20 protein-coding genes and 1 pseudogene are annotated in these 20,877 nt (G+C 70.4%); 11 read left to right on the forward strand and 10 right to left on the reverse strand.

The genetic code is table 11. From position 1 onward, the window contains the following. Window positions 1–49 precede the first annotated feature (49 nt). Both NGB36_RS11565 and NGB36_RS11570 read left to right on the forward strand, forming a co-directional pair. The gene (locus NGB36_RS11565; protein ID WP_255920122.1) at window positions 50–1,615 is read left to right on the forward strand and encodes a helix-turn-helix domain-containing protein; all 1,566 of its coding nucleotides are present in this window, start codon (window positions 50–52) and stop codon (window positions 1,613–1,615) included. Between the two features lie 36 nt (window positions 1,616–1,651). Continuing rightward, on the forward strand, window positions 1,652–1,996 hold the full coding sequence (locus NGB36_RS11570) for an ArsR/SmtB family transcription factor (protein WP_255920123.1): 345 nt from the start codon (window positions 1,652–1,654) through the stop codon (window positions 1,994–1,996). Between the two features lie 22 nt (window positions 1,997–2,018). Here NGB36_RS11570 and argS read toward each other — a convergent pair whose 3' ends face one another. Further along, entirely contained in the window at window positions 2,019–3,794 is a 1,776-nt protein-coding gene (gene argS, locus NGB36_RS11575) for an arginine--tRNA ligase (protein WP_255920124.1), read from the reverse strand. Window positions 3,795–3,981: 187 nt separating this feature from the next. Between argS and lysS the strand changes: the two genes are divergently transcribed. Beyond that, window positions 3,982–5,637 carry a lysine--tRNA ligase gene (lysS, locus tag NGB36_RS11580; RefSeq protein ID WP_255920125.1) on the forward strand — a complete coding sequence of 552 codons (1,656 nt, stop codon included), beginning with the start codon at window positions 3,982–3,984 and terminating at the stop codon, window positions 5,635–5,637. Window positions 5,638–5,652: 15 nt separating this feature from the next. Here the strand turns inward: lysS and NGB36_RS11585 are convergent, their stop codons facing one another. The 3 genes from NGB36_RS11585 to NGB36_RS11595 form a co-directional block, all read right to left on the reverse strand. Further along, the gene (locus NGB36_RS11585; RefSeq protein ID WP_255920126.1) at window positions 5,653–6,837 is read right to left on the reverse strand and encodes a DUF2637 domain-containing protein; all 1,185 of its coding nucleotides are present in this window, start codon (window positions 6,835–6,837) and stop codon (window positions 5,653–5,655) included. Window positions 6,838–6,932: 95 nt separating this feature from the next. Next, the gene (locus tag NGB36_RS11590) at window positions 6,933–7,631 is read right to left on the reverse strand and encodes a DUF3558 domain-containing protein (protein ID WP_255920127.1); all 699 of its coding nucleotides are present in this window, start codon (window positions 7,629–7,631) and stop codon (window positions 6,933–6,935) included. Between the two features lie 153 nt (window positions 7,632–7,784). After that, window positions 7,785–8,636 (reverse strand): hypothetical protein, encoded by an 852-nt coding sequence (locus tag NGB36_RS11595; protein WP_255920128.1) that lies wholly within the window; start codon window positions 8,634–8,636, stop codon window positions 7,785–7,787. A 217-nt stretch (window positions 8,637–8,853) separates the two neighbouring features. Between NGB36_RS11595 and NGB36_RS11600 the strand changes: the two genes are divergently transcribed. Beyond that, on the forward strand, window positions 8,854–10,047 hold the full coding sequence (locus NGB36_RS11600) for an RtcB family protein (protein ID WP_255920129.1): 1,194 nt from the start codon (window positions 8,854–8,856) through the stop codon (window positions 10,045–10,047). A 125-nt stretch (window positions 10,048–10,172) separates the two neighbouring features. Here the strand turns inward: NGB36_RS11600 and NGB36_RS11605 are convergent, their stop codons facing one another. Further along, a complete protein-coding gene (locus NGB36_RS11605) occupies window positions 10,173–10,928 on the reverse strand; it encodes an SDR family NAD(P)-dependent oxidoreductase (RefSeq protein WP_255920130.1) in 756 nt (251 codons plus the stop codon). A 171-nt stretch (window positions 10,929–11,099) separates the two neighbouring features. Here NGB36_RS11605 and NGB36_RS11610 point away from each other — a divergent pair, with 171 nt between their 5' ends. Together NGB36_RS11610 and NGB36_RS11615 are read left to right on the forward strand one after the other, a co-directional pair. Then, window positions 11,100–11,678: a pyridoxamine 5'-phosphate oxidase family protein gene (locus tag NGB36_RS11610; RefSeq protein WP_255920131.1), complete on the forward strand. Its 579-nt coding sequence runs from the start codon at window positions 11,100–11,102 to the stop codon at window positions 11,676–11,678. 39 nt (window positions 11,679–11,717) lie between these two features. Then, window positions 11,718–11,846, forward strand: coding sequence for a DUF7144 family membrane protein (locus NGB36_RS11615; RefSeq protein WP_255920132.1), 129 nt, complete (start codon window positions 11,718–11,720; stop codon window positions 11,844–11,846). Between the two features lie 27 nt (window positions 11,847–11,873). Here NGB36_RS11615 and NGB36_RS11620 read toward each other — a convergent pair whose 3' ends face one another. Both NGB36_RS11620 and NGB36_RS11625 read right to left on the reverse strand, forming a co-directional pair. Next, window positions 11,874–13,064, reverse strand: a complete 1,191-nt coding sequence (locus NGB36_RS11620) for a GTP-binding protein (protein ID WP_255920133.1) — start codon at window positions 13,062–13,064, stop codon at window positions 11,874–11,876. A gap of 138 nt (window positions 13,065–13,202) precedes the next feature. Next, on the reverse strand, window positions 13,203–13,400 hold the full coding sequence (locus NGB36_RS11625; RefSeq protein ID WP_255920334.1) for a hypothetical protein: 198 nt from the start codon (window positions 13,398–13,400) through the stop codon (window positions 13,203–13,205). Between NGB36_RS11625 and NGB36_RS11630 the strand changes: the two genes are divergently transcribed. From NGB36_RS11630 to NGB36_RS11645, 4 genes are all read left to right on the forward strand, one after another. Further along, entirely contained in the window at window positions 13,393–14,163 is a 771-nt protein-coding gene (locus NGB36_RS11630; RefSeq protein ID WP_255920317.1) for a putative protein N(5)-glutamine methyltransferase, read from the forward strand. The genes NGB36_RS11625 and NGB36_RS11630 overlap by 8 nt on opposite strands. An 11-nt stretch (window positions 14,164–14,174) precedes the next feature. Continuing rightward, window positions 14,175–14,879, forward strand: coding sequence for a class I SAM-dependent DNA methyltransferase (locus tag NGB36_RS11635; protein WP_255920134.1), 705 nt, complete (start codon window positions 14,175–14,177; stop codon window positions 14,877–14,879). Between the two features lie 255 nt (window positions 14,880–15,134). Then, entirely contained in the window at window positions 15,135–15,617 is a 483-nt protein-coding gene (locus NGB36_RS11640; protein WP_255920135.1) for a hypothetical protein, read from the forward strand. Window positions 15,618–15,673: 56 nt separating this feature from the next. Next, window positions 15,674–16,414, forward strand: coding sequence for a class I SAM-dependent DNA methyltransferase (locus tag NGB36_RS11645; protein ID WP_255920136.1), 741 nt, complete (start codon window positions 15,674–15,676; stop codon window positions 16,412–16,414). Window positions 16,415–16,477: 63 nt separating this feature from the next. On the opposite strand, the gene NGB36_RS11650 is transcribed toward NGB36_RS11645, so the two are convergent. Beyond that, window positions 16,478–18,181: an MFS transporter gene (locus NGB36_RS11650; RefSeq protein ID WP_255920137.1), complete on the reverse strand. Its 1,704-nt coding sequence runs from the start codon at window positions 18,179–18,181 to the stop codon at window positions 16,478–16,480. Window positions 18,182–18,455: 274 nt separating this feature from the next. On the opposite strand from NGB36_RS11650, the pseudogene NGB36_RS33770 reads away from it, so the two are divergent. After that, a pseudogene (locus tag NGB36_RS33770) lies at window positions 18,456–18,734 on the forward strand (MFS transporter); the annotation flags it as partial. Here NGB36_RS33770 and NGB36_RS11655 read toward each other — a convergent pair. Both NGB36_RS11655 and NGB36_RS11660 read right to left on the reverse strand, forming a co-directional pair. Then, on the reverse strand, window positions 18,661–19,266 hold the full coding sequence (locus NGB36_RS11655; protein ID WP_255920138.1) for a superoxide dismutase: 606 nt from the start codon (window positions 19,264–19,266) through the stop codon (window positions 18,661–18,663). The pseudogene NGB36_RS33770 and the gene NGB36_RS11655 overlap by 74 nt on opposite strands. A 236-nt stretch (window positions 19,267–19,502) precedes the next feature. Further along, window positions 19,503–20,783 carry an ATP-binding protein gene (locus NGB36_RS11660; RefSeq protein WP_255920139.1) on the reverse strand — a complete coding sequence of 427 codons (1,281 nt, stop codon included), beginning with the start codon at window positions 20,781–20,783 and terminating at the stop codon, window positions 19,503–19,505. Window positions 20,784–20,877 lie beyond the last annotated feature (94 nt).

Genomic DNA, 20,877 nt, shown 5'->3' on the forward strand with positions numbered 1-20,877 from the left:
GCGCATGACGTGCGTCGAGCGGTTGTTGAATTGCTGAGGAGCGCTCCCCATGACGACGACGCAGAAGCTGTGTGCCCCGGTTGCGGTTGCGCCCGAGGCCGCCGCGAGTCGTCGATGCCGCAGGTGCGGATGCCGTCTCAGCGCGTACAACGCCGATGAGCTGTGCGGCGCCTGCGCGCGCGCCGAGCTGCCTCCGGCCGACGACACCCCGCGGGTCCCGGCCCGGGTCTGGGCCGACCCCGAGGTGCGTGAGGCGCTCGCGGCCTGGAATTTCGGACAGGTCAGCAGGCTGGTGCGGCAGCGCGGTTCGATCCGGCAGGAGGACGTGGCCCAGCTCACCGGCCTCAGCCAGGGGTTCCTGTCCATGCTCGAATCGGGCGCCCGCCGGCTGACCAGCATCGACCGCATAGTCGACTTCCTCGACGGCCTCGCCGTCCCCGCCGATCTGGTGCGCGTACCCAGGCGCAGGCCCGTGCCCCGTACGGCAGCGCTCGCCGCGATTCCCGCCCAGGCCGATCCGCGTCGCGCCGAGGGGGTCCCCCCGCAGGGCAGGGGGAGCACGGAGGCCGACGCCCCCTGGACAGCCGAACAGGCCATCGCCGCGCTCTCGGAGGCGACCACCTCCGTCTCCTCCGAGAGCCGAGCCGGCGCCGGCATGCCGCCTGCCCGTTGCTCGGAGCTCTCCGCGTACGTCCAGCGCTGGGCCACCGCCCCCTCGTACCGCATCGCCCGCCCCCAGCACACCGGTGCCGAGGTGCCGTCGGCCCTGCTCGACCAGGTACAGGCGACCACCGACCTGATGCGGCGCATGGATGACGAGCACGGAGGCGGCAGCCTCGCCCAGCCCGCGACCGCCCATCTCGCGGTCGTCGTGGGCCTGTTGCGGCACGGCCGTTACGGAACGGACACGGGACGGCGGCTCGCCGCCGTCGCCGCGGACGCGGCCGGACAGGCGGGCTGGTACCAACTCGACGGCGGCCGCCCTGCGGCGGCCGCCCAGCGGCTGATGTTCGCCGCCCTGCGCGCCGCTCACGCCGCCGACGACGCGCGGATCGCCGCCGGGGTGCTGGTGCACCTGGCGATCAGCGCCCACGCCGTCGGCCGTCCGCGCGACATGCTGGACGCGGTGCGCGCCGGCCAGGAGCGCACGCGCGACCTGGACGCCCCCGGGCTGCGCTCGGTCCTGCTCGCCTGGGAGGCCCGCGGCCACGCCAGACTCGGCCGGCGCCGCGAGGCGCTGAACGCCCTCGGCCTCGCCGCCGATCTGTGCGTACGCGGCCGCGGTGAGGACGAGCCGCAGTGGCTGATCAACCTCGACGAGGGCGACATCCACGCACAGGCCGGCAGCTGCCACCTCGACCTCGGCGACCACCGGCAGGCCGTCGCCTCGCTCACCCTCGCCGCCGAGCGGCTGCGCCCGGCCCAGGTGCGCACCCGCGGCCTGGTCCTCGCCAGGACGGCGACGGCGCGGCTGCGGCTCGGCGACCCGCAGGGAGCCCACGAGGTGGGCGAGAAGGCGATGGATCTCGCCGCCCGGATACGCTCCGCACGCCTGGACGAGCTGATCCGCGGCCTCACCGAATCGCTGCCCGGGTTGCGGCACCGCGTAGACTGAGCCCTTTGCCGAGGACGCTGCGAGGGGAGGGGCCGGATGGACGTGCTGCGCGCCGCCGACCCTTCCACCGAGGTGCTGCACGAGGCCGCTGCGTCCTTCGGTCTGCTCGCCTCGGCCGCGCGCCTGCACATCGTCTGGGTGCTCTCGCAGGGCGAATGCGATGTGAGCACCCTCGCCCAGCGCGTCGGCGGCGCGCTGCCCGCCGTCAGCCAGCATCTCGCCAAGCTGAAACTGGCCGGTCTCGTACGGTCGCGCCGTGAGGGCCGCCGCCAGGTGTATCTCGTCGACGACCCTCAAGTCGTCACGATCGTCCGCCTGATGGTCGGCCAGCTCACCGACCGCCACGCAACCCCGGACCGGCTGCGCGGCCTGGGGGCGTGACGGTCGGCTGCCTGCGGGGTGGTCAGAGACGCTCGGGTGTGCGGATGCCCAGCAGGGACATGCCCCGGTGGAGGGTGCGGGCGGTGAGATCGCAGAGGAACAGCCGGTTCTCCACCATCGCCGGGCCGCCCTCGGCCTTCAGCACCGGGCACTGGTCGTAGAACGTCGTGTACGCCGAGGCCAGTGCGTAGAGGTAGGAGGCGAGCCGGTGCGGCTCGTAGACCTCGGTCACCTGGGCGATGGTCTCGGCGAACTCGTCCAGCAACAGCCCGAGTTGACGCTCGGCCGGAGCCAGCGGCAGCTCGGCGTGGGCCACCGGCCGCGCATCCCCGGCCTTGCGGAGGATCGAGCGGATACGGGCGTACGCGTACTGCAGGTAGACACTGGTGTCACCGCTGAGCGACACCATCCGGTCGAGGTCGAAGACGTAGTCCCGGCCGAGCGACGTCGACAGGTCCGCGTACTTGATCGCACCAATGCCGACCTCGGCGGCCCGCTCGGCGATCTCCGCCTCCGTGAGGTCCTGGCTCTTCTCGCGGACGACGGCCGCGGCCCGGTCGACCGCCTCGTCGAGCAGGTCCACCAAGCGGAAGGACTCGCCCTCACGGGTCTTGAACGGCTTGCCGTCCTTGCCGAGGACAGTGCCGAACGGCAGATGCTTGACCGTGACGTCCTCGGTGAGCCAGCCGGCCCGCCGGGCGGTCTCGAAGACCATCCGGAAGTGCAGCGCCTGCCGTGCGTCCACGACGTACAGCAGTGTGTCGGCGTGCAGGTCGGCAACCCGGTTGCGGATCGCGGACAGGTCGGTCGCCGCGTAGCCGAAGCCGCCGTCGGCCTTCTGCACGATCAACGGGACCGGCTCGCCGTCCTTGCCCTTGATGTCGTCGAAGAAGACGCACAGCGCGCCGTTGGAACGGACGGCGACGCCCGACTCCTCCAGCAGCTTGCAGGTCTCGACGAGCATGTCGTTGTAGGCGCTCTCGCCGACGATGTCCGCGTCGCGGATCTCGATGTCCAGCTTGTCGTAGACCGAGTAGAAGTAGATCTTCGACTCGTCGACGAACTTCTGCCACAGCTGCAGCGTCTCCGGGTCGCCCGCCTGCAGGTCCACCACGCGCCGCCGCGCCCGGTCCCTGAACTCGGGGTCGGAGTCGAAGAGCGTGCGCGAGGCCTTGTAGAGGCGGTTCAGCCGCGACATCGCCTCCTCGCCGGCCTCCTCGCCGGCCTGCGCCTCGTCGGCCGCGTGGTCCAGCTCGTGCGGGTGCTCGATCAGGTACTGGATGAGCATGCCGAACTGGGTGCCCCAGTCGCCAATGTGGTGGCGCCGGATCACCGTCTCGCCGCCGAACTCCAGGATCTTCACGATCGCGTCGCCGATCACCGACGACCGCAGATGGCCGACGTGCATCTCCTTGGCCACGTTCGGCTGCGCGTAGTCGACCACCGTGATGCCCGGCGTCTGCGCCCGCGGCACCCCGAGCCGGTCGTCCGCGGCGCGCGCCGCCAGCGTGGAGGTGATCGCCGCGTCGGCCACCGTGATGTTGAGGAAGCCCGGGCCCGACACCTCGACGTCCGCGATCAGGTCGTCGGCCGGGAGGGCGCCCACCACCTGGGTCGCGAGCTCCCGCGGGTTGGCCTTGTTCCGCTTGGCCAGGCCCAGCACCCCGTTGGCCTGGAAGTCCGCCCGGTCGCTGCGTCGCAGCAGCGGGTCGGCACCGGCGGCCGACGGCACGGCAGCCGCGAGGGCGGCCGAGACACGCTGCTGGATCGAGGCGGAAAGGGAAGGGACCGAAGCCATGGGATGAGTGCCGTTCCTGGATAGGTGGTCAGGGTTGGTCGGGGTCGGTTATGGGTCGCATCGTCGCACGTATGGCGTCTCAATCGCTCCTGAGTATTCCACGGCGACAGGCCGCCCTCGGGAGATGGGACAATCGACGCGGGACAGCAATCAGAGCGACAGCAAGCGCAGGAAGGGACCAGAGACTGTGGCTGGCAGCACCGAGGCCGACTGGGTCGCCCGTTTCGCCGATGACGTCATCGCGGAAGCCGAGCGTCGGGCTCCCGGCGAGAAAATCATCTGCGCCTCGGGCATCAGCCCGTCCGGGCCCATCCACCTGGGCAATCTGCGCGAGATCATGGTCCCGCACCTGGTCGCCGACGAGATCAAGCGCCGCGGTGTGCCGTGCGAGCACATCCTGTCGTGGGACGACTTCGACCGGTACCGCAAGGTCCCGGCCGGATACGACCCCGCGTACTGCGAGCACATCGGCAAGCCGCTGACCTCGGTCCCGGCGCCCGCGGGCAGCGAGTACGACAGCTGGTCGGAACACTTCAAGGCGCCGTTCCGGGCCGCGCTCGCCACGCTCGGCGTTGAGGTGACCGAGATCAGCCAGACGCACGAGTACACCTCGGGCACCTACCGCGACAGCATCCTCCACGCGATGCGCGAGCGCAGGCACATCGACTCCGTCCTCGGCCGTTACCGCACCAAGAAGAAGACGACGGAGGTGCAGGACGACGAGGAGACCGGCGTTGCGGCCGATTACTACCCGTACAAGCCGTACTGCTCCGTGTGCGACCGCGACCTGACCACCGTCACCTCGTACGACGAGGAGACCACCGAGCTGACGTACACCTGCGTGTGCGGGCACTGCGAGACCGTCCGGCTCAGCGAGTTCAACCGCGGCAAGCTGGTCTGGAAGGTCGACTGGCCGATGCGCTGGGCCTACAAGGGCGTGATGTTCGAGCCGTCCGGCGTCGACCATCAGTCGCCCGGCTCGTCGTTCATGGTCGGCCAGCAACTGGTGCGGGAGATCTTCGGCGCCGAGCCGCCGATCGGCCCGATGTACGCGTTCGTCGGCATCAGCGGCATGGCCAAGATGAGCAGCTCCAAGGGCGGCGTGCCGACCGCCGAGGACGCGCTGCGGATCATGGAGCCGCAGCTGCTGCGCTGGCTGTACGCGCGGCGCCGCCCCAACCAGGCGTTCAACATCTCCTTCGATCAGGAGATCAGCCGCACCTACGACGAGTGGGACGCGCTGGAGCGCAAGATCGAGGCCGGCACGGCGGCGCCGGTCGACGTCGCGATCCACTCGCGCGCCGCCCGCACGGCGTCGGGCGAGCTGCCGACGACGCCGCGCAAGCTGCCGTTCCGCACCCTCGCATCGGTGGTGGACATCACCACCGGCCACGAGGAGCAGACGCTGCGGATCCTGCGCGACTTCACCATCGACGACCCGATCGACTCGCTCGACGAGTTGCAGCCGCGGCTGGGCAAGGCCGAGGCGTGGGTCACCACCCATGTCGAGCCGGAGCAGCGCACCCAGGTGCGCACCGAGCCCGACCGCGAGACGCTCGCCACGCTCGGCGACGCCGACCGCGAGGCGCTCAAACTCCTCGTCGACGGGCTGGAGGAGCACTGGTCGCTCGACGGGCTGACGACGCTCGTCTACGCCGTGCCGAAGCTCCAGGCCGGCATGGCGGCCGACGCCAAGCCGACTCCGGAGCTGAAGGTGGCGCAGCGGTCGTTCTTCGCCCTGCTCTACAAGCTGCTCGTCGGCCGTGACACCGGTCCGCGGCTGCCCACGCTTCTGCTCGCCGTGGGCGCGGACAAGGTGCGGGAGTTGCTCGGCGCGAGCTGAGTCACCCGACCCGAGTCATCCGACCTGCTCCATCTCCAGGCGGTAGCGCTCGTGGAGCTCGCGCAGGTGAGGGCGGAGGTACTGCTCGGTGAGCGGGCCTCCGCTCTCGGCCGTTATGCCGTAACCGTCCACCAGATACAGCGCGAGCTGGCGGGCGTTGGGCGCCGTGCCGTGGTCGGAGACGTAGGTGTTGTACGCGCTGTAGAGCGCGTCGTCGAGGGTGACGCCGTCCGGCAGGAGAGGCCCCTCAGGCTCGGGCTGCGGGGGCGCGGGAGGCACGAGCGCACGGCGGCGTCCCGGGCCCACGGGGACGGTGACGGCAGGTTCGGGCGGCTGGGGTGCTGGGGGCGCGGGCGCGGGTTCCGGCTCCGGGACGGGCTCCTGCTGCGGCTCCGGCTCCCGTACCCGTTCCCTTACGGGCTGCGGCGGTTCGGGGACCGCCTCGTGCACCGGCTCGGGGCCCGGCGCGGGCGCGGGTGCCGGAGCCGGCGCGGCTTCGAGGGCCCGGTCGGGAGCGATCCCGGCGGCCGCGAGACCGGCCGGACCGGTCTCGGCGAGCGGTACCCCGTACCGTGCGAGCCGCAGCGGCATCAGCGACTCCACCGGCGCCCTGCGCCGCCAGCCGCGCCCGTACCTCGCGCGCAGGCGCGCCTGGTAGACGAGCCGGTCCTGCTCGAGCCGGATCACCTCGTCGTAGGAGCGCAGCTCCCACAGCTTCATCCGGCGCCACAGCCGGAAGGTGGACGGGAACGCCAGCAGCCAGCGCGCGATGCGCACCGACTCCATGTGCCGGTCCGCGGTGATGTCCGCGATTCGCCCGATGGCGTGGCGCGCGGCCTCGACAGTGACCACGAACAGGATCGGGATCACGGCGTGCATGCCGACACCGAGCGGATCCGGCCACGCGGCGGCGCCGTTGAAGGCGATGGTCGCCGCAGTGAGCAGCCACGCGGTGTGCCGCAGCAGCGGGAACGGGATGCGGAACCAGGTCAGCAGCAGGTCGAGCGCGAGCAGGACGACGATTCCCGCGTCGATCCCGATCGGGAAGACGTTCGCGAACCAGCCGAAACCTTCCCGCAGCGCGAGCGTGCGCACCGCCGCATACGACCCGGCGAAGCCGATCGCGGCGATGACCACCGCGCCGGTGACGACGACTCCGGCCAATATGCGGTGCGCACGGCCCATTCGTATCGCGGACATCCCGGCGGTTCCTCCCGCCCTCGGCAACTGGCCGCGCCAGCTTGTCATACCAACGCGAGCCAGGTGCGCAGGGCACGGCAGGGGTTACACAGCAGTCACTTGCCGGCCACCGTGGCCTGCACCGATGCGATGGCATCCTTGGCGGCCTGCTGTGCGTCGGTGTTCATCTGGTCGGCCTTGGGCTTGTTGTCGCCTTCGAGGCCGGCGCCGCTGAAGTCCACCGTCACGATGACGTTGGAGGTACGGGCCACCACGGTCGCGTAGTGATAGTCCGTATTGCTCTTGTTTGCGTCCCAGGTGATCAGGGTCGCCTCGTCGCCGACGCCGCTCGCCTGCGTGGTCTTGGCGCCCGCGGCCTTTGCGGCGTTCTGCACGGCCGTCTGCAGAGCGGACGCGGCCTGCTCCTCCGCGGAGCCGCCGCCGGGGGCGGAGTCGAAGCGCTGGAACGAGTCGTCGAGGTAGCGGTACTGGTAGCCGTCGAGCCCCGTCCACGAGCAGCCGCCGCGGTCGTTGGCGTCCTCGGAGGCCACGGGCTGCCCGCCCGCGTCCTTCACGCTCGGGACCATCGACTTGACGGTGTTCTGGTTGATCGCCTTGCAGGGGTCGGGCACCTTCGCATACTTCGCCGGCGCCAGGCTCGGCGACGCATCGGCGGATGACGACGCGGCTGCGCCGCCGGACCCGCTCTGCGCGCCGTTCGACGAGCCTGATCCCGAGGAGCAGCCGGCCACGAGCATCACCGGCACGGTTGCGGAGGCGAGGAGAAGAGCGAGGCGCGGGGCTTGTCTGTGCATGGGTCCTTCCGTCGTTCGCGGACGTAAGGGCCCACAATACGTTCTTTGCCGCAATGCCCCTATGCGGAGAGCCTCGATGCGGATGAGGCTTCGGCCACAGCGGCGGCTGCGGGGCGGGGCGGCTGCTGCCTCAGCCGCTGCCTCGCCGCCGCCTCAGCTGTTGAAGCTCCGGGCGAGCTGCTGCGCCAGTCCGAAGGTGCCCAGTTGAAGGTCTGCACTCGGCGGAATGACCGTTTTGTCGTTCGACCACTGTGAAAACTTCACGGTGACGAGGACGTTGGCGATCCGGAACACGACCGTGACATCACGGTGCACGGCCGAATCCATCGTCGTGAGCGCGTCATTCAGATACGCGGCGTCACCGATGCCGCCGACCCGCCGCGGAGTGGTGTCGCTCGCCTCGGCGCTGTCGCTGGGCGCGGCGGAGAAGGAGGCGGAGGGGGTCGACGTCGCAGTGAGCGTGGGTGAGGCGGACGCGGAAGCCGGTGCCGACGCCGATGAGCTGGGCGATGCCGACGGGCTGGACGACGTGCTGGGCGATGCGCTCGGGTCCGCGCCGGGGATGTGCGCGGCCTGTGCCATCTGCTCGTAGACCTGGGCCGCCTTGTCGTCGTCGCTGACCGTCGGGTCGTACGAGACGACACGCTCGAAATCGACGCTGAGGTAGCGGGTGCCGCCCGGCACCGTACCGTTCCACTGGCACCCGACGCGCCGGTCGGGGTCGTAGGTGAGCGTGGCTGTGCCGGCGTAATTCTGTGAGCTGGGCAGCAACGCGTGCAGCGTCTGGCTGTCGACGCTGCCGCACGGCTCGGGAAGCGTCTGGTACTTGCCGGGCGGGGCGGCCGGGGCGGTGTCGCTGCGGCTGCTGGTGTTCGCGCTGCCCGAGGTGGAGCCGGAACCGCCCGAGCCCGAGCAGGACGCGAGCGAGGCGATGGCGGCAAGCGACAGCACGCCCGCGAGGGCGCCGCTGAGCACCGGCCGGGACGTGGCTCCCCTTGGCTGCACTACCTGGCCCCTTCCGCTCGCCCCGTTCGCCGTCAAAATCCGTTGCCGCCCACGGGCGGTCGGTGAACACAATGTCTATCGCAGACCTTGGCGTTGCCGCCGGTTCGATGTGGTGAATGAGCTGCTTCGCCCTCTATTCCGCTCTGCGCATGTTCGTTGGAAATCAGCATGCTTTTGCCGCCTTGGTGGTCCTTAATGCCAAGGCTCGGGGGAGACGATGAGTTACACAGAGGTACCCGGCATCCGGGTGCCGATCAGGATGTGGACGGATCCGTCCACCGTCGAGGACGTCGCGATGCAGCAGCTGCGCAACGTCTCGTCGCTGCCGTGGATCAAGGGCCTGGCCGTGATGCCGGATGTGCACTACGGCAAGGGAGCCACGGTCGGCTCGGTGATCGCGATGCACGGCGCGGTGTGCCCGGCGGCAGTCGGCGTCGACATCGGCTGCGGGATGAGTGCGGTGAGGACATCGTTGACCGCGAACGACCTCCCCGGCGACCTCTCCCGGCTGCGCTCGCGCATCGAGCAGGCCATCCCGGTCGGCCGCGGCATGCACGACGACCCGGTGGACCCGCGCCGCCTGCACGGCGTCCCCACTGCCGACTGGGACTGCTTCTGGAGCGCATTCGGCGAACTCGCCGAGCCGGTCAGGCCCCGCGAGGAGCGCGCCGCCAAGCAGATGGGCACGCTCGGTTCCGGCAACCACTTCATCGAGGTGTGTCTCGACGAGTCGGGCGCGGTCTGGCTCATGCTGCACTCGGGATCGCGCAACATTGGCAAGGAGCTTGCCGAGTACCACATCGGCGAGGCCCGGAAACTCCCGCACAACCAGGGCCTGATCGACCGTGACCTGGCCGTCTTCGTCTCCGACACCCCGCAGATGGCGGCGTACCGCCGCGATCTGTTCTGGGCGCAGGAGTACGCCAGGCGCAACCGCGCGATCATGATGGCGCTCTTCCAGGACGTGCTGCGCAAGGAGTTCAGGAAGGCGAAGGTCACCTTCGACGACGTGATCTCCTGTCACCACAACTACGTGAGCGAGGAGCAGTGCGAGGGCATGGACCTGCTCGTGACCCGCAAGGGCGCGATCCGTGCGGGCTCCGGAGACTATGGGATCATTCCCGGCTCGATGGGGACGGGCTCGTACATCGTGCGCGGTCTGGGCAATGCGGCGTCGTTCAACTCGGCCTCGCACGGTGCGGGGAGGAGGATGAGCCGCAACGCGGCGAAGCGGCGTTTCACCGCGCGCGACCTGGAGGAGCAGACGCGGGGCGTGGAGTGCCGCAAGGACTCCGGTGTGGTGGACGAGATCCCGGGCGCCTACAAGCCGATCGAGAAGGTCATCGACCAGCAGCGGGACCTGGTGGAGGTCGTGGCCAAGCTGAAGCAGGTCGTGTGCGTCAAGGGCTGACAACCCGGCTCGGCGCCATGATGGCCGCGGCCCTGGGCACGCCGGCCTGGTTCGGGCGCCGCTCCGTGGTCTGACGTCCGTCCCAGCCGCGGTCGCCTACCCGATTCGTACGCGAGGGCGCTGCGTCAGTTCTCGCGGTGGACCTTGGAGTTGGAGGCCTGGGCGCGAGGGCGGACGACGAGGAGGTCGATGTTGACGTGGGAGGGGCGGGTGACCGCCCATTCCACTGTGTCGGCGATGTCGTCCGCCGTGAGCGGCTGGGCGACGCCCGCGTAGACGGCGGCGGCCTTCGCCTCGTCGCCCGCGAAACGGGTCTTGGCGAACTCCTCGGTCTTGACCATGCCGGGCGCGATCTCGATGACGCGCACCGGTTCGCCGCACAGTTCGAGGCGGAGGGTCTCGGCGATGACGTGGGCGCCGTGCTTGGCGGCGACGTAGCCTCCGCCGCCCTCGTAAGTGGCGTGGCCGGCGGTGGAGGACAGGACGACGATCGTGCCGTCTCCGCTCGCGCGCAGCGCGGGCAGCAGCGCCTGGGTGACGTTGAGCACGCCGAGGACGTTCACCTCGTACATCGCCCGCCAGTCGGCCGGGTCGGAGGTGGCGACGGGGTCGGCGCCGATCGCACCGCCCGCGTTGTTGACCACGACGTCGCAGCGGTCGAGGCCCGCGGCGAACGCGTCGACGGCGGCGCGGTCGGTGACGTCGAGCGCATGCGGCTCGGCCGTGAGCCCCGCCGCCGTCAGCTCCGCGGCGAGCGCCTCGATGCGCTCCTTGCGGCGCGCGGTGAGCACCACGCGGTAGCCGGCGGCGGCGAGCCTGCGGGCCGTGGCCGCCCCGATGCCGCTGCTCGCTCCGGTGACCACTGCGGTGCGGGTGCTCATGGCGCGCGTCTCCTTGCCCGGTCTTGTCCGATGGTTGTCGTACGAATACCCACCCTATCGCCGGGCGGTCGCGGCGCACTCGCGGTGGCGTGGGCGCCGTCGGTGCCGCCAGTGCTGTCCACCGGCTGAAATGGTGGGCTCACCGCGGGCGGAACCTGTTCCAATGACTGTATGGGGAAGCTATACGAACGCATCGACGGCCGGCTGCGGTCCTTCATCGAGCGTCAGCCGGTCTTCTTCGTTGGCACGGCTCCGCTCGACGGGGACGGCCACGTCAATCTGTCGCCGAAGGGCCGGGCGGGCACGCTCACCGTGCTCGACGAGCGGCGGCTGGCGTATCTGGACTTCGGCGGCAGCCACGCGGAGACCATCGCCCATCTGCGGGAGAACGGGCGCATCACCCTGATGTGGTGCGCCTTCGACGGCCCGCCCACCGTCGTCCGGGTGCATGGGCGCGGCGAGCCGGTCTTCCGGGACGACCCGCGCTTTGCGGAGCTCCTCCCGCACTTCGGCGAGGCCGACGCCCCCGGGGTGCGCGTGATCGTCCTCGTCGCCGCGGAGCGGGTCAGCGACAGCTGCGGCTTCGCCGTCCCGTTCATGGACTACCGGGGCGAGCGGCCGCTGCACGCCGAGTACTTCGGCCGCAAGACGGACGAGGAGTTCGCCGCGTACTGCGCCGCCAAGGAGCACAACGGCACCAGCATCGACGGTCTGCCGGGGCTGCCCTTGCCGCTGCCGCCGCGCACCTGAGCCCCCGGGGCGCGGAGGAGCGGAGGAGCGGAGGAGCGGTTGTCGGCGCCCGGTCGGGGCACGGGGTGGGACCCTGCGTACCCGTTCTGGTCGCTGGTGATCATCGCGCTCGACGTGGTCGCGACCTGGGGGCTGTGCGCTTACGGCGGCAGGCTCGAAGAGGCGTGATCGCACCTGCGTGACGTTCCCGCGCGTTCAGCGGACGTGCGCCTCGGCGGCGCGGCCGGCCGTGTACTGCGCGTACTCGGCGTCGGTGAGCAGGCAGGAGTCGAGCAGGTCGAGGAGCGCGTCGCGGTCGAGGCCGGGCGAGGTGAAGGTGAGCTGCTGGCGGCGGTCGCCGAGGACGGGGTGCCAGTCGAGGGCGGCGGCGGCGCGGTGTTCGGCGGGGACGGCCTCCCAGGCAGAAGGTGTGTCGGGCAGTGCGGCGAGCCACGGGCCGACCTCGTCGAGGCGGAGTTCTCCGCCTGCGGCATCCCACGAGAGCATGGCGTGGGGACGGTCGGCGACCCAGCAGCGCCCGCGGCTGCGGACGGCGGCGCGGGCCAGCTCCTCTTGCGCGGCGCGGAGCCGTCCCGGGTGGAAGGGACGGCGGTGGCGCCAGACGAGGGTGGTGACCCCGTGTGCTGAGGCCTCCTGGGGCAGCAAGGCGGTGGCCGGGTGAAGGCGGGCGGAGGCTGCCGTGGCGTCGAATCCAGCAAGCAGGGCGGGTCCGAATGATCCTGTGCCGGGGGTGCCGGGGGTGCCGGGGGTGCCGGGGGTGCCGGGGGTGCCGGGGGTGCCGAGGGTGAAGTGGCGTGCGGCGGGGGTGAGTTGGGCCAGCAGGGCGTGGTCGGCCTCGCTCGCGCGGTGCTCGCCTTCGGCGAGGGCGATGACGGTGGGGTATTCGATCTGCCGCGTGAAGGCGGCGGCCAGGCCGTCGCCGCCCTGTCGGGGCGCTCGCAGGGACGGCAGGACGAGGGCCGGATCGACGGCGGTGGCCACCCCCGTCAGCTCCACCGTGGGGCATTCCGCGAGGCGTGCGGCTATGGGCCGCGGGTCGACGGAGTCCCACAGCTCGACGACGGCGAGGCGGTAGGCGCCGGTCCCGGCGAGGTCGAGCAGTTGGGGGACGAGGTCGTCGCGCATCGCCCGGTCGGCGGAGCCGTCGACGAGGGGAGCGTCGCCGCTGGTGAGCGGGCCGTTCGCGTCGCGCAGTGTGCGGCGCACCGCGCCCTGCGCCACGGCGGCCGCCAGGTCGTGGTGCAGGACGACGGTGCCGGGCACGGTGCGCAGGATCTCCCCGACGGCGGCGCGCCGGGCGCCGGGGCACAGCCCGGCGACGACCGCCACGCGCAGCCGCCGCGTACCGCCGTTCACCTCGCCGTTCACCTCGTTCACCGAGCTCATGCCGATAAAGTGTACAGAATTGGTTTTCATTTTCAGAAGACCGGCATAGGGGATTGTGGGGCAGCTCACGGGACGTCTGGGGTAATGTTGCGAGCTCCAGGTATGGATTGGATATGACGTTCGAGGAGGTGGGCCCCATTACCGCCATGTCAGGCCGGGTGCTCTCACCTCACGGCGCCGCCGTACAACCGGCATAGGCGACCGAGAGCGCCCTTCGTCGCCCCGAAAGGCTCTCGTGTCCCCTTCGTCTTCCTCTTCCTCTTCCTCGTCGTCTTCGTCGTCTTCGTCTTCGTCTTCGTCGTCTTCGTCGTCTTCTTCGTCGTCAAGCATCGTCACCAGACTCCGCGCCGCCGGTTGCGTCTTCGCCGAGGACGAGGCGGAGTTGATCGTCTCCACGGCGCGGACGCCGACCGAACTCGCCGCCATGGTGGACCGGCGCGTCGCGGGTCTGCCGCTGGAACATGTGCTGGGCTGGGCGGAGTTCTGCGGTCTGCGGATCGCTGTGGATCCCGGCGTGTTCGTACCGCGCCGTCGTAGCGAGTTCCTCGTCCGCGAGGCCGCCGCGCTCGCCCCGGCGGGCGGCCCGGCGGCGCAAGCTGTCGTCGTCGACCTGTGCTGCGGCTCCGGCGCGGTGGGCGCAGCGCTGGTCGCGGCCCTGGAGCGGCCGGCCGTGCTGTACGCCGTCGACATCGATCCCGCAGCGGTGCGGTGCGCTCGTCGCAACGTAGCCGCGGTGGGCGAACACGTCTACGAGGGCGACCTCTACCAGCCGTTGCCCGCTGCGCTGCGCGGCCGTGTCGACGTGCTCGTCGCCAACGTGCCCTACGTACCTACCGAAGCGGTGTCCCTGCTGCCTGCGGAGGCGCGCGTGCACGAGCCGCGCGTCGCGCTCGACGGTGGCGCGGACGGCCTCGACATCCTGCGGCGGGTGACCGCCGAGGCGCCGCATTGGCTGTCGCCGGGCGGTCACTTGCTGATCGAGACGAGCGAGCGCCAGGCGGGGCAGGCCGTCGGGACGATCGCCGGAAGCGGCCTGATCCCGCGAGTGGCCCGCTGCGAGGAATTGAACGCCACCGTCGTCATCGGTTCTGCGTACTAGTGTCGTCGGCCATGACCGACGCTGCCCTCCTGCGCACCACCCGGACGTTCTACGACGCGATCGCCGCCGACTACGCCGAGCGCTTCCGTGCCGAGCTCGAAGCCAAGCCGCTGGGGCGTGCCATGCTCGCCGCGTTCGCCGAACTCGTGCGCGCCGGAGGCGACAGCAGTGCGGGCCCGGTCGCCGATCTCGGCTGCGGCCCCGGCCGTGTGACGGCGCACCTGCGCTCGCTCGGGCTGGAGGTCTTCGGCATCGATCTGTCGCCGGAGATGGTTGCTCTGGCGAGGCGGGAGCATCCGGGAGTTCGGTTCGAGGTGGGCTCGATGACCGACCTGGGCCTGGCGGACGGTGCCCTTGCCGGCGTCGTCGCCTGGTACTCCGTCATCCACACCCCACCGGGGCGGCTGCCGGCCGTCTTCGCCGAGTTCCATCGGCTGCTGGCCGCGGGTGGCCATCTGCTCCTCGCCTTCCAGGTCGGCGACGAACCCCTGCACCTGGCACAGCCGTTCGGCCATCCGGTGGCGCTCGACTTCAACCGGCTGCAGCCCGAGGGCGTCGCCGAGCTGCTGAGCCGGACCGGGTTCGTGGTGCAGGCCCGTCTTGTACGAGAACCCGATGCGTCGGAGAAGGTTCCGCAGGCCTACCTGCTGGCCCGCAAGCCTTCGCCGTCCTCGCCGTCCTCGCCGTCCTCGGAGTCCTCGGAGTCCTCGGCCTGAGAGTTCGCCTGCGGGAACCAGTGGGTGGAACTGTGCGTGGGGGGAACGTTGCGGCAAATGCAACCGACCTGGTGGCAACCGACCTGATGGTCCGGGCGTGTCCTGTTCAAGAAGGCCCCATCGGATACCAGAAGGTCGGTTGGCATGAGACTTCCCAGATGGTCCACCAGATGTTCCACGAGACGTTCCCTGATGCACGTGGCCGTGGTCCTGGCTGCCGGCGCTCTTGCCGCCGGATGCACGTCCCCAGTTCACGTGAGCGCGACGCCGAAACTGGCGCCGTCCTCCTCCGGCACCGCGCCGTCCCGACCGTCCTCCGGCATCCCGACGACGGCCTCACCGTCTCCCGCCCGGGCCGGCACGGGCTCCTGTACGTCACTGGCCGTCCCGGACAGCGTCAAGCAGGCCGTCACCAGTGCGTACGGCCACCAGGCGCAGCCGAACCTCGTCCACATCACCCCTGTCAAGGGCACCTTCTACTACGGTCGTTGCGGCCAGGTCCTCTACGCCGCCACCCGTTTCACGCTCACCAGCGGCGCGACCTACGCCGAACAGGTAGCGCTGCAGGACGACGGCGCCGCGATGAAGTACTTCTCCGCCCCCATGCACGGTTCCTGGACCTTCGTGAACAGCGACGGCTTTCCTGCCGGCTCCCGCGGCTGTGCGGCCATCCCGCAGATCCCCTCGCAGCTCGCCGCGCTCTGGGGCGATTGCCTGACGCGTACCGCGGCTGAGTGAACAGCTGAGCGGAAAATCGCGTGCTCCGCGCCGGACCTTCGCAGTACGGTCGGGCGATGGACGACGAGGACGGCTACTTCGGGGAGCTCGTTGCGGCCAGGTATGACGAGTCGTCAGCAGACATGTTCGAGCCGAGCGTCGTGGACCCGGCGGTCGACGTACTGGAGGGCCTGGCCGGCCGCGGCCGGGCCCTTGAGCTGGGCATCGGGACGGGTCGTATCGCTTTGCCGCTGGCACGTCGCGCAGTCCCGGTCCACGGCATCGATCTGTCGCGGGCGATGGTTGCCCGGCTGCGCGCCAAGCCGGGCGGCGACGCCATCGGCGTGACGATCGGAGACTTCGCGACGACGAAGGCGGACGGGACGTTCTCCGTCGCGTATCTGGTCTTCAACACGATCATGAATCTGACGACGCAGGCAGCACAAGTGGCCTGTTTCCGCAACGTCGCGTCTCACCTCGAACCCGGTGGCTGCTTCGTCGCCGAGGTCACGGTCCCCGAACTGCGGAAGCTGCCTGCCGGCCAGAATGTCGTGCCGTTCCATGTGAGCCCGGCGCGGTGGGCGTTCGATGTCTACGACGTCGCCACCCAGGCGATGAGTTCGAACTACGTCGAGGTCGCAGACGGGCACGGCACGTACCGATCGATCCCCTTCCGGTATGTGTGGCCGTCGGAACTCGACCTGATGGCCCAGCTCGCGGGGATGCGCTTGCGCGAGCGCTGGGACGGATGGACACGGCAGCCCTTCACGAGCGAGAGCCGTCGGCACGTCTCGGTCTGGGAGAAGCCGGTCGACTGATCACCGCCCGGCTTCTTCGCCTGCGGCGCCGAGCGGTTCCCGGCGCCGCTGCCCGACGCATCGTCAGGCTCTGTCGGCCGCCAGGGATGCCAGTGCGCGGTCGACGCTGCGCCGGTGTTCCTCGGCGTCCTCTCGGGCCTTCTTCGGGCTCCAGCGCCCGGCCATGATGAAAACAAAGGGCACGAACACCGCTTGGCCGCCCACGGTGACCCACCACCAGGTCTGCCACTGCCCCGGCCCTTCGGCTGCGGCCTTCTGCACCTGCGGGCCGTACTTCTGCAGGAGCGCGAGCTGCGGCTGCGCCTTCTGCACGACGGCGAGACCGGCAGGCCCCACCTGGTGCAGCGCCTGCGCGGCGAGCGCCGGAGGCACCGTCGTCCGTGGGTATCCTGCGAGTTCGGCGAAGAGCCGCGGGTGCGCGTTGATGATGGACAGTGCCGGTTCGGCCCGCGCCTGAGCGGCCGCGACCTCGGCGCCGTGGTCGACCAACGGAGTCACGGAGGTCACCACCGCCGGGACGAAGGCCGCGGAGACAGCGACCACCACGCGGATGATCCACCCCCACACGGCAAGGCCGGTGGCCGTAGCAGCCGGGTTGTGCTTCTCGACGGTCTCGGTGAAGCTCGCCATCCACGGTGCGTAGGCGAGGCCGGCCAGCGCTCCGATGCCGACGAATAGCCAAGCGAACGTGTAGTAGCCGGTGTTGGGACGGGTCGCGCTGACGGCGAAGGCGGAGGTGACCGCGATCGACCCGAGTGCGCCGACGATCATGAATGGCTTGCGGACCTTGAGGAAGTCGGAGAACAACCCGGCAGCCACCAGGGAGATGGCGTTGGCGGCCCAGTACCAGTTGGCCAGAGCGTTGGTGCGCTGTTCGCTGTAGCCGAAGGTGGTGGCGAAGTAGACGACGAAGTTGCCTACTGCGGCGAAGTAGAGCAGGAGGAAGACGCTGACGGCGAAGGCGGAGCCGACGACGTCGAGGTGGAGCATCTGCCGCCAGCCGCCGTGCGACGAGCGCTCGGGGTGGATGCCTGTGGCCCGTGCCTCGATCAGAGCCCGGTCGCGGATGCTGACCATGATCTGGTCGCGCAGTCGGGGGGAGAGCTCGTGCAGCCCGAAGAGGGCGACGACGAACACGATCAGGCCCGTGAGGCCGGCGTAGCGCAGCTCGTCCTGCCAACTGGAGGACGACAGCGTGCTGCTGGTGACGGTGGTGACGACCAGGCTGCCGATGACCGGGCCCATGGTCCAGTACCCCATGGCGGTGGCCCGGCCGAGCTGCGGTGAGAAGTCGCGGATCAGAGCCGGGGTGGCCACCAGAACGATCCCCTCGACGAAGCAGACGGCCGCGAAGGAGACGAGGAAGACGGTCTTGTCGGGAGCGCTGGGCAGGGCGAAGAGCACCAGCACACCGGTGACGAGAAGCCCGTAGACCACCATGTTGGCCCGGCCCCAGCGATCGGCGAGCCCGGCCACCAGGGAAGCGAACGCCCCCACGGCGTTGCCGATGACGGACACCCACACGAAGTACCGGTAGGTCATGTGGAAGTGCGTGATGATCGATGTGGCGACCGCGTACTGGACGTAGAGCTCGTAGTACAGAACGACGGTGGTTATGACCACGATGGCCAGATACGCGTAGCGTCGTCCTGCGTCGGGGTAATGCGCCAGGTCGCGGCGGAACAGCCGGGTGGCGAGTGAGGGGATGGTGGCGCGGGGGTCGGGCATTGAGCCGGCGTCGTCGACCGAGGGCGGGATGGTGGACATACGGCCTCCTCCGGAGCGCCGGAACCGTGGGCGTCCCGCGCTTGTGCGCTTGTGCCTGGTCCGGCGGTGTGAGCAGAGGGTAGTACCGACCAGTCGGTACGGCCTAGACGGCTGAACCGGGACGTTACCAACGCGTGTCCGGAAGGCGTCACCGCCGGGGGTGTCCGTGCGTGACACCAAATCCCGGCCCGGCCACCGCAGTTCGGCGACGGCTTCCAGCGTGTCGCCGCGCTCGTATCCGACGACCGGCTGCTGACCGGCCCGCCGCGACGACCCCGCTGCCGCGGCCGCCATCTCCGGTGCCGCGCCCTCCGGGGCGGGCCTGGTCTCCGGCCTGGTCAACACCTCCCGTCGGATCGGCGGCGCTCTCGGTCTCACCGTCCTCTCGGTGGTCGCCGCCGACCGCATCGGTGGCCGATCTGCTGGTGCCGGCGGCGCCGCCCAAGTGCCTGTGGCGAAGGGGAGTTGGCTACCGCTGGTCAGGAAGCGTCGGCCGCGGCGGAGTAGCGGGCGGCCACGTCTTCCCAGTCGACCAAGTCCCACAGTTTGGTGACGTAGTCGGGGCGGACGTTCTTGTACTGCAGGTAGTACGCGTGCTCCCACGCGTCGAAGACCAGCAGCGGGGTGGTGCCCTGACCGACGTTGCCGTGATGGTCGTAGACCTGCTCGACGACCAGGCGGCGGCCGAGCGGTTCCCAGGCGAGCACACCCCACCCGGAGCCCTGCACGGTCGACGTGGCAAGGGAGAGTTGCCGCTTGAACGCCTCGAAGCCGCCGAGGTGGTCGTCGATGGCGTCGGCCAGGGCGCCATCGGGGCGGTCCCCGCCGTGGGGGGAGAGGTTCTGCCAGAAGATCGAGTGCAGGACGTGGCCGGAGAGGTTGAAGGCGTAGGTCTTCTCCAGGCCGACCAAGTTGCCGTACTGCTCCTTCTCGCGGGCCTCGGCGAGCTGTTCGAGGGTGTCGTTGGCGCCCTTGACGTAGGCGGCGTGGTGCTTGGCGTGATGCAGCTCCAGGATCTGCCCGGTGATCGCCGGTTCCAGCGCGGCGTAGTCGTAGGGCAGGTCCGGCAGGGCGTACTGGCTCATGAGGGGAAGCCTTTCGGGTGCCGGGTGATCATCTGGAGCCACTATTGCGAATGACTTGCAACAACTTCAAGTCTGCATCAGGATGAGGTCTGGCGGGAGCGGCCCGACAGCCTCCCGGAGTTCCCGGCCCGGATGAGGTCGGGAGTCCTTCCGCGTGCTGATCGTCTGTGCCCCCGGCGCCCGCCGGACCGGCCGCCCCGCCACCCGAGCAGTGCGCCGTCCGCGAGAAGGGAGCGTTATATGCGGGCGTGCGAAGAGATGTCCGCGATGAATTCGTCGACCATGCCGGAGGTGACGGTGGGCCGGCATTGCTTCAGCGCGGTGAGGTAGTCGTCCGTGGTCGCGCCGTCCTGGCGTTCGGGTACGGGGCCGGGCTGGGCGAGGTCGCGTTCGAACGCCGACTGCGCGGCGATGCGGGCGGCGTGCTCGATGTCGGCCGGCGTGAGCAGCTCGCTCGCGGCGACCAGGGCGTCCAGGTCGACCTCGGTGCGGCCGCCGGTGTAACGGGACCAGATCGCGGATCGGGCCTCCGCGTCGGGTGTGCCGATCGGGATCAGGTAGTCGAAGCGGCCGGGGCGGAGAAAGGCGGGATCGAGCGAGCGGATCGAGTTGGTGGCGCAGACCAGCAGCCGCTCGTCCCGTTCCCGGAAGCCCGGGATGAGTTTGAGCAGTTCGTTGGTGACCCCGTGCATACCGGGAGGGGTTCCTTCGCCGCGGACGGGAGCGATCTCCTCCACCTCGTCGATGAAGACCAGGACGCGTTCGAGCTCGGCGATCCGCGCGAAAGCGCTGCGCAACGCGGTGGCGAGGTTGCCTTCGTCCGCGAGGCGTGAGGGGAGCAGTTCGACGAAGGGCCAGCCGAGGCGGGAGGCGATGGCCCGCGCGAAGGTCGTCTTTCCGGTGCCGGGCGGGCCGAAAAGGGTGATGGCCCTGGGCGGGCGCACCCCGTGCCGGGCAGCTCGCTCCGGTTCGGCGAGCGGCATGACAACGCGGCGTTCGATCAGGTCCTTCTCCGCCTTCATGCCGGCCACATCGGCCCACAGGTGGCCCGGCAGCCACCGGCCGCCGAGCTCTTCGAGGTAGTCGGCCATGGGACCGGTCGGCGGCTCGTCCTTCTCGTAGTACGCCACCGCGGGCCGCCGCGTGTAGCCCGCGTTGCTCAGGCCCTCGCCGAGCAGCTCGTCCGCCGGCAGCACGTAGGCGATGCGCCGCACGCGGGCCGCGACCAGGCGCCGTTCGAGCTCCATCAGCAGCGCGCTGGCCAGGCCACGCCCGCGCCAGGCCGGTTCGATGGCGATGCGCATCACCCAGGCCCGCTCGCCCGCCAGGCATGCGAGCGCCGAGCCGATGGGCGCACCTCTGTGTACGGCGACGACCGCAGGCTGGCGGGAGGTCAGCGCGCTGATGCACTCGGCGAGGGAGAAGACCGACTCCTGGCCGAGCTCGGCAGTGGTGTCGATGAGATGGACGACGGTCGCGAGGTCGTCCTCGCGATAGTCCCGGATGAGCCAGTCCATGTCTGAGCCCCTCGCCTGGTGATGGTCCCCAGACGCTAGGGGCGGCGCAGGGGCGACTGCCTGCTCCACCGTGGACAACTCGATGGGAGGGAAC

Source organism: Streptomyces humicola, from assembly GCF_024436035.1.
GTDB classification, from domain to species: domain Bacteria; phylum Actinomycetota; class Actinomycetes; order Streptomycetales; family Streptomycetaceae; genus Streptantibioticus_B; species Streptantibioticus_B humicola.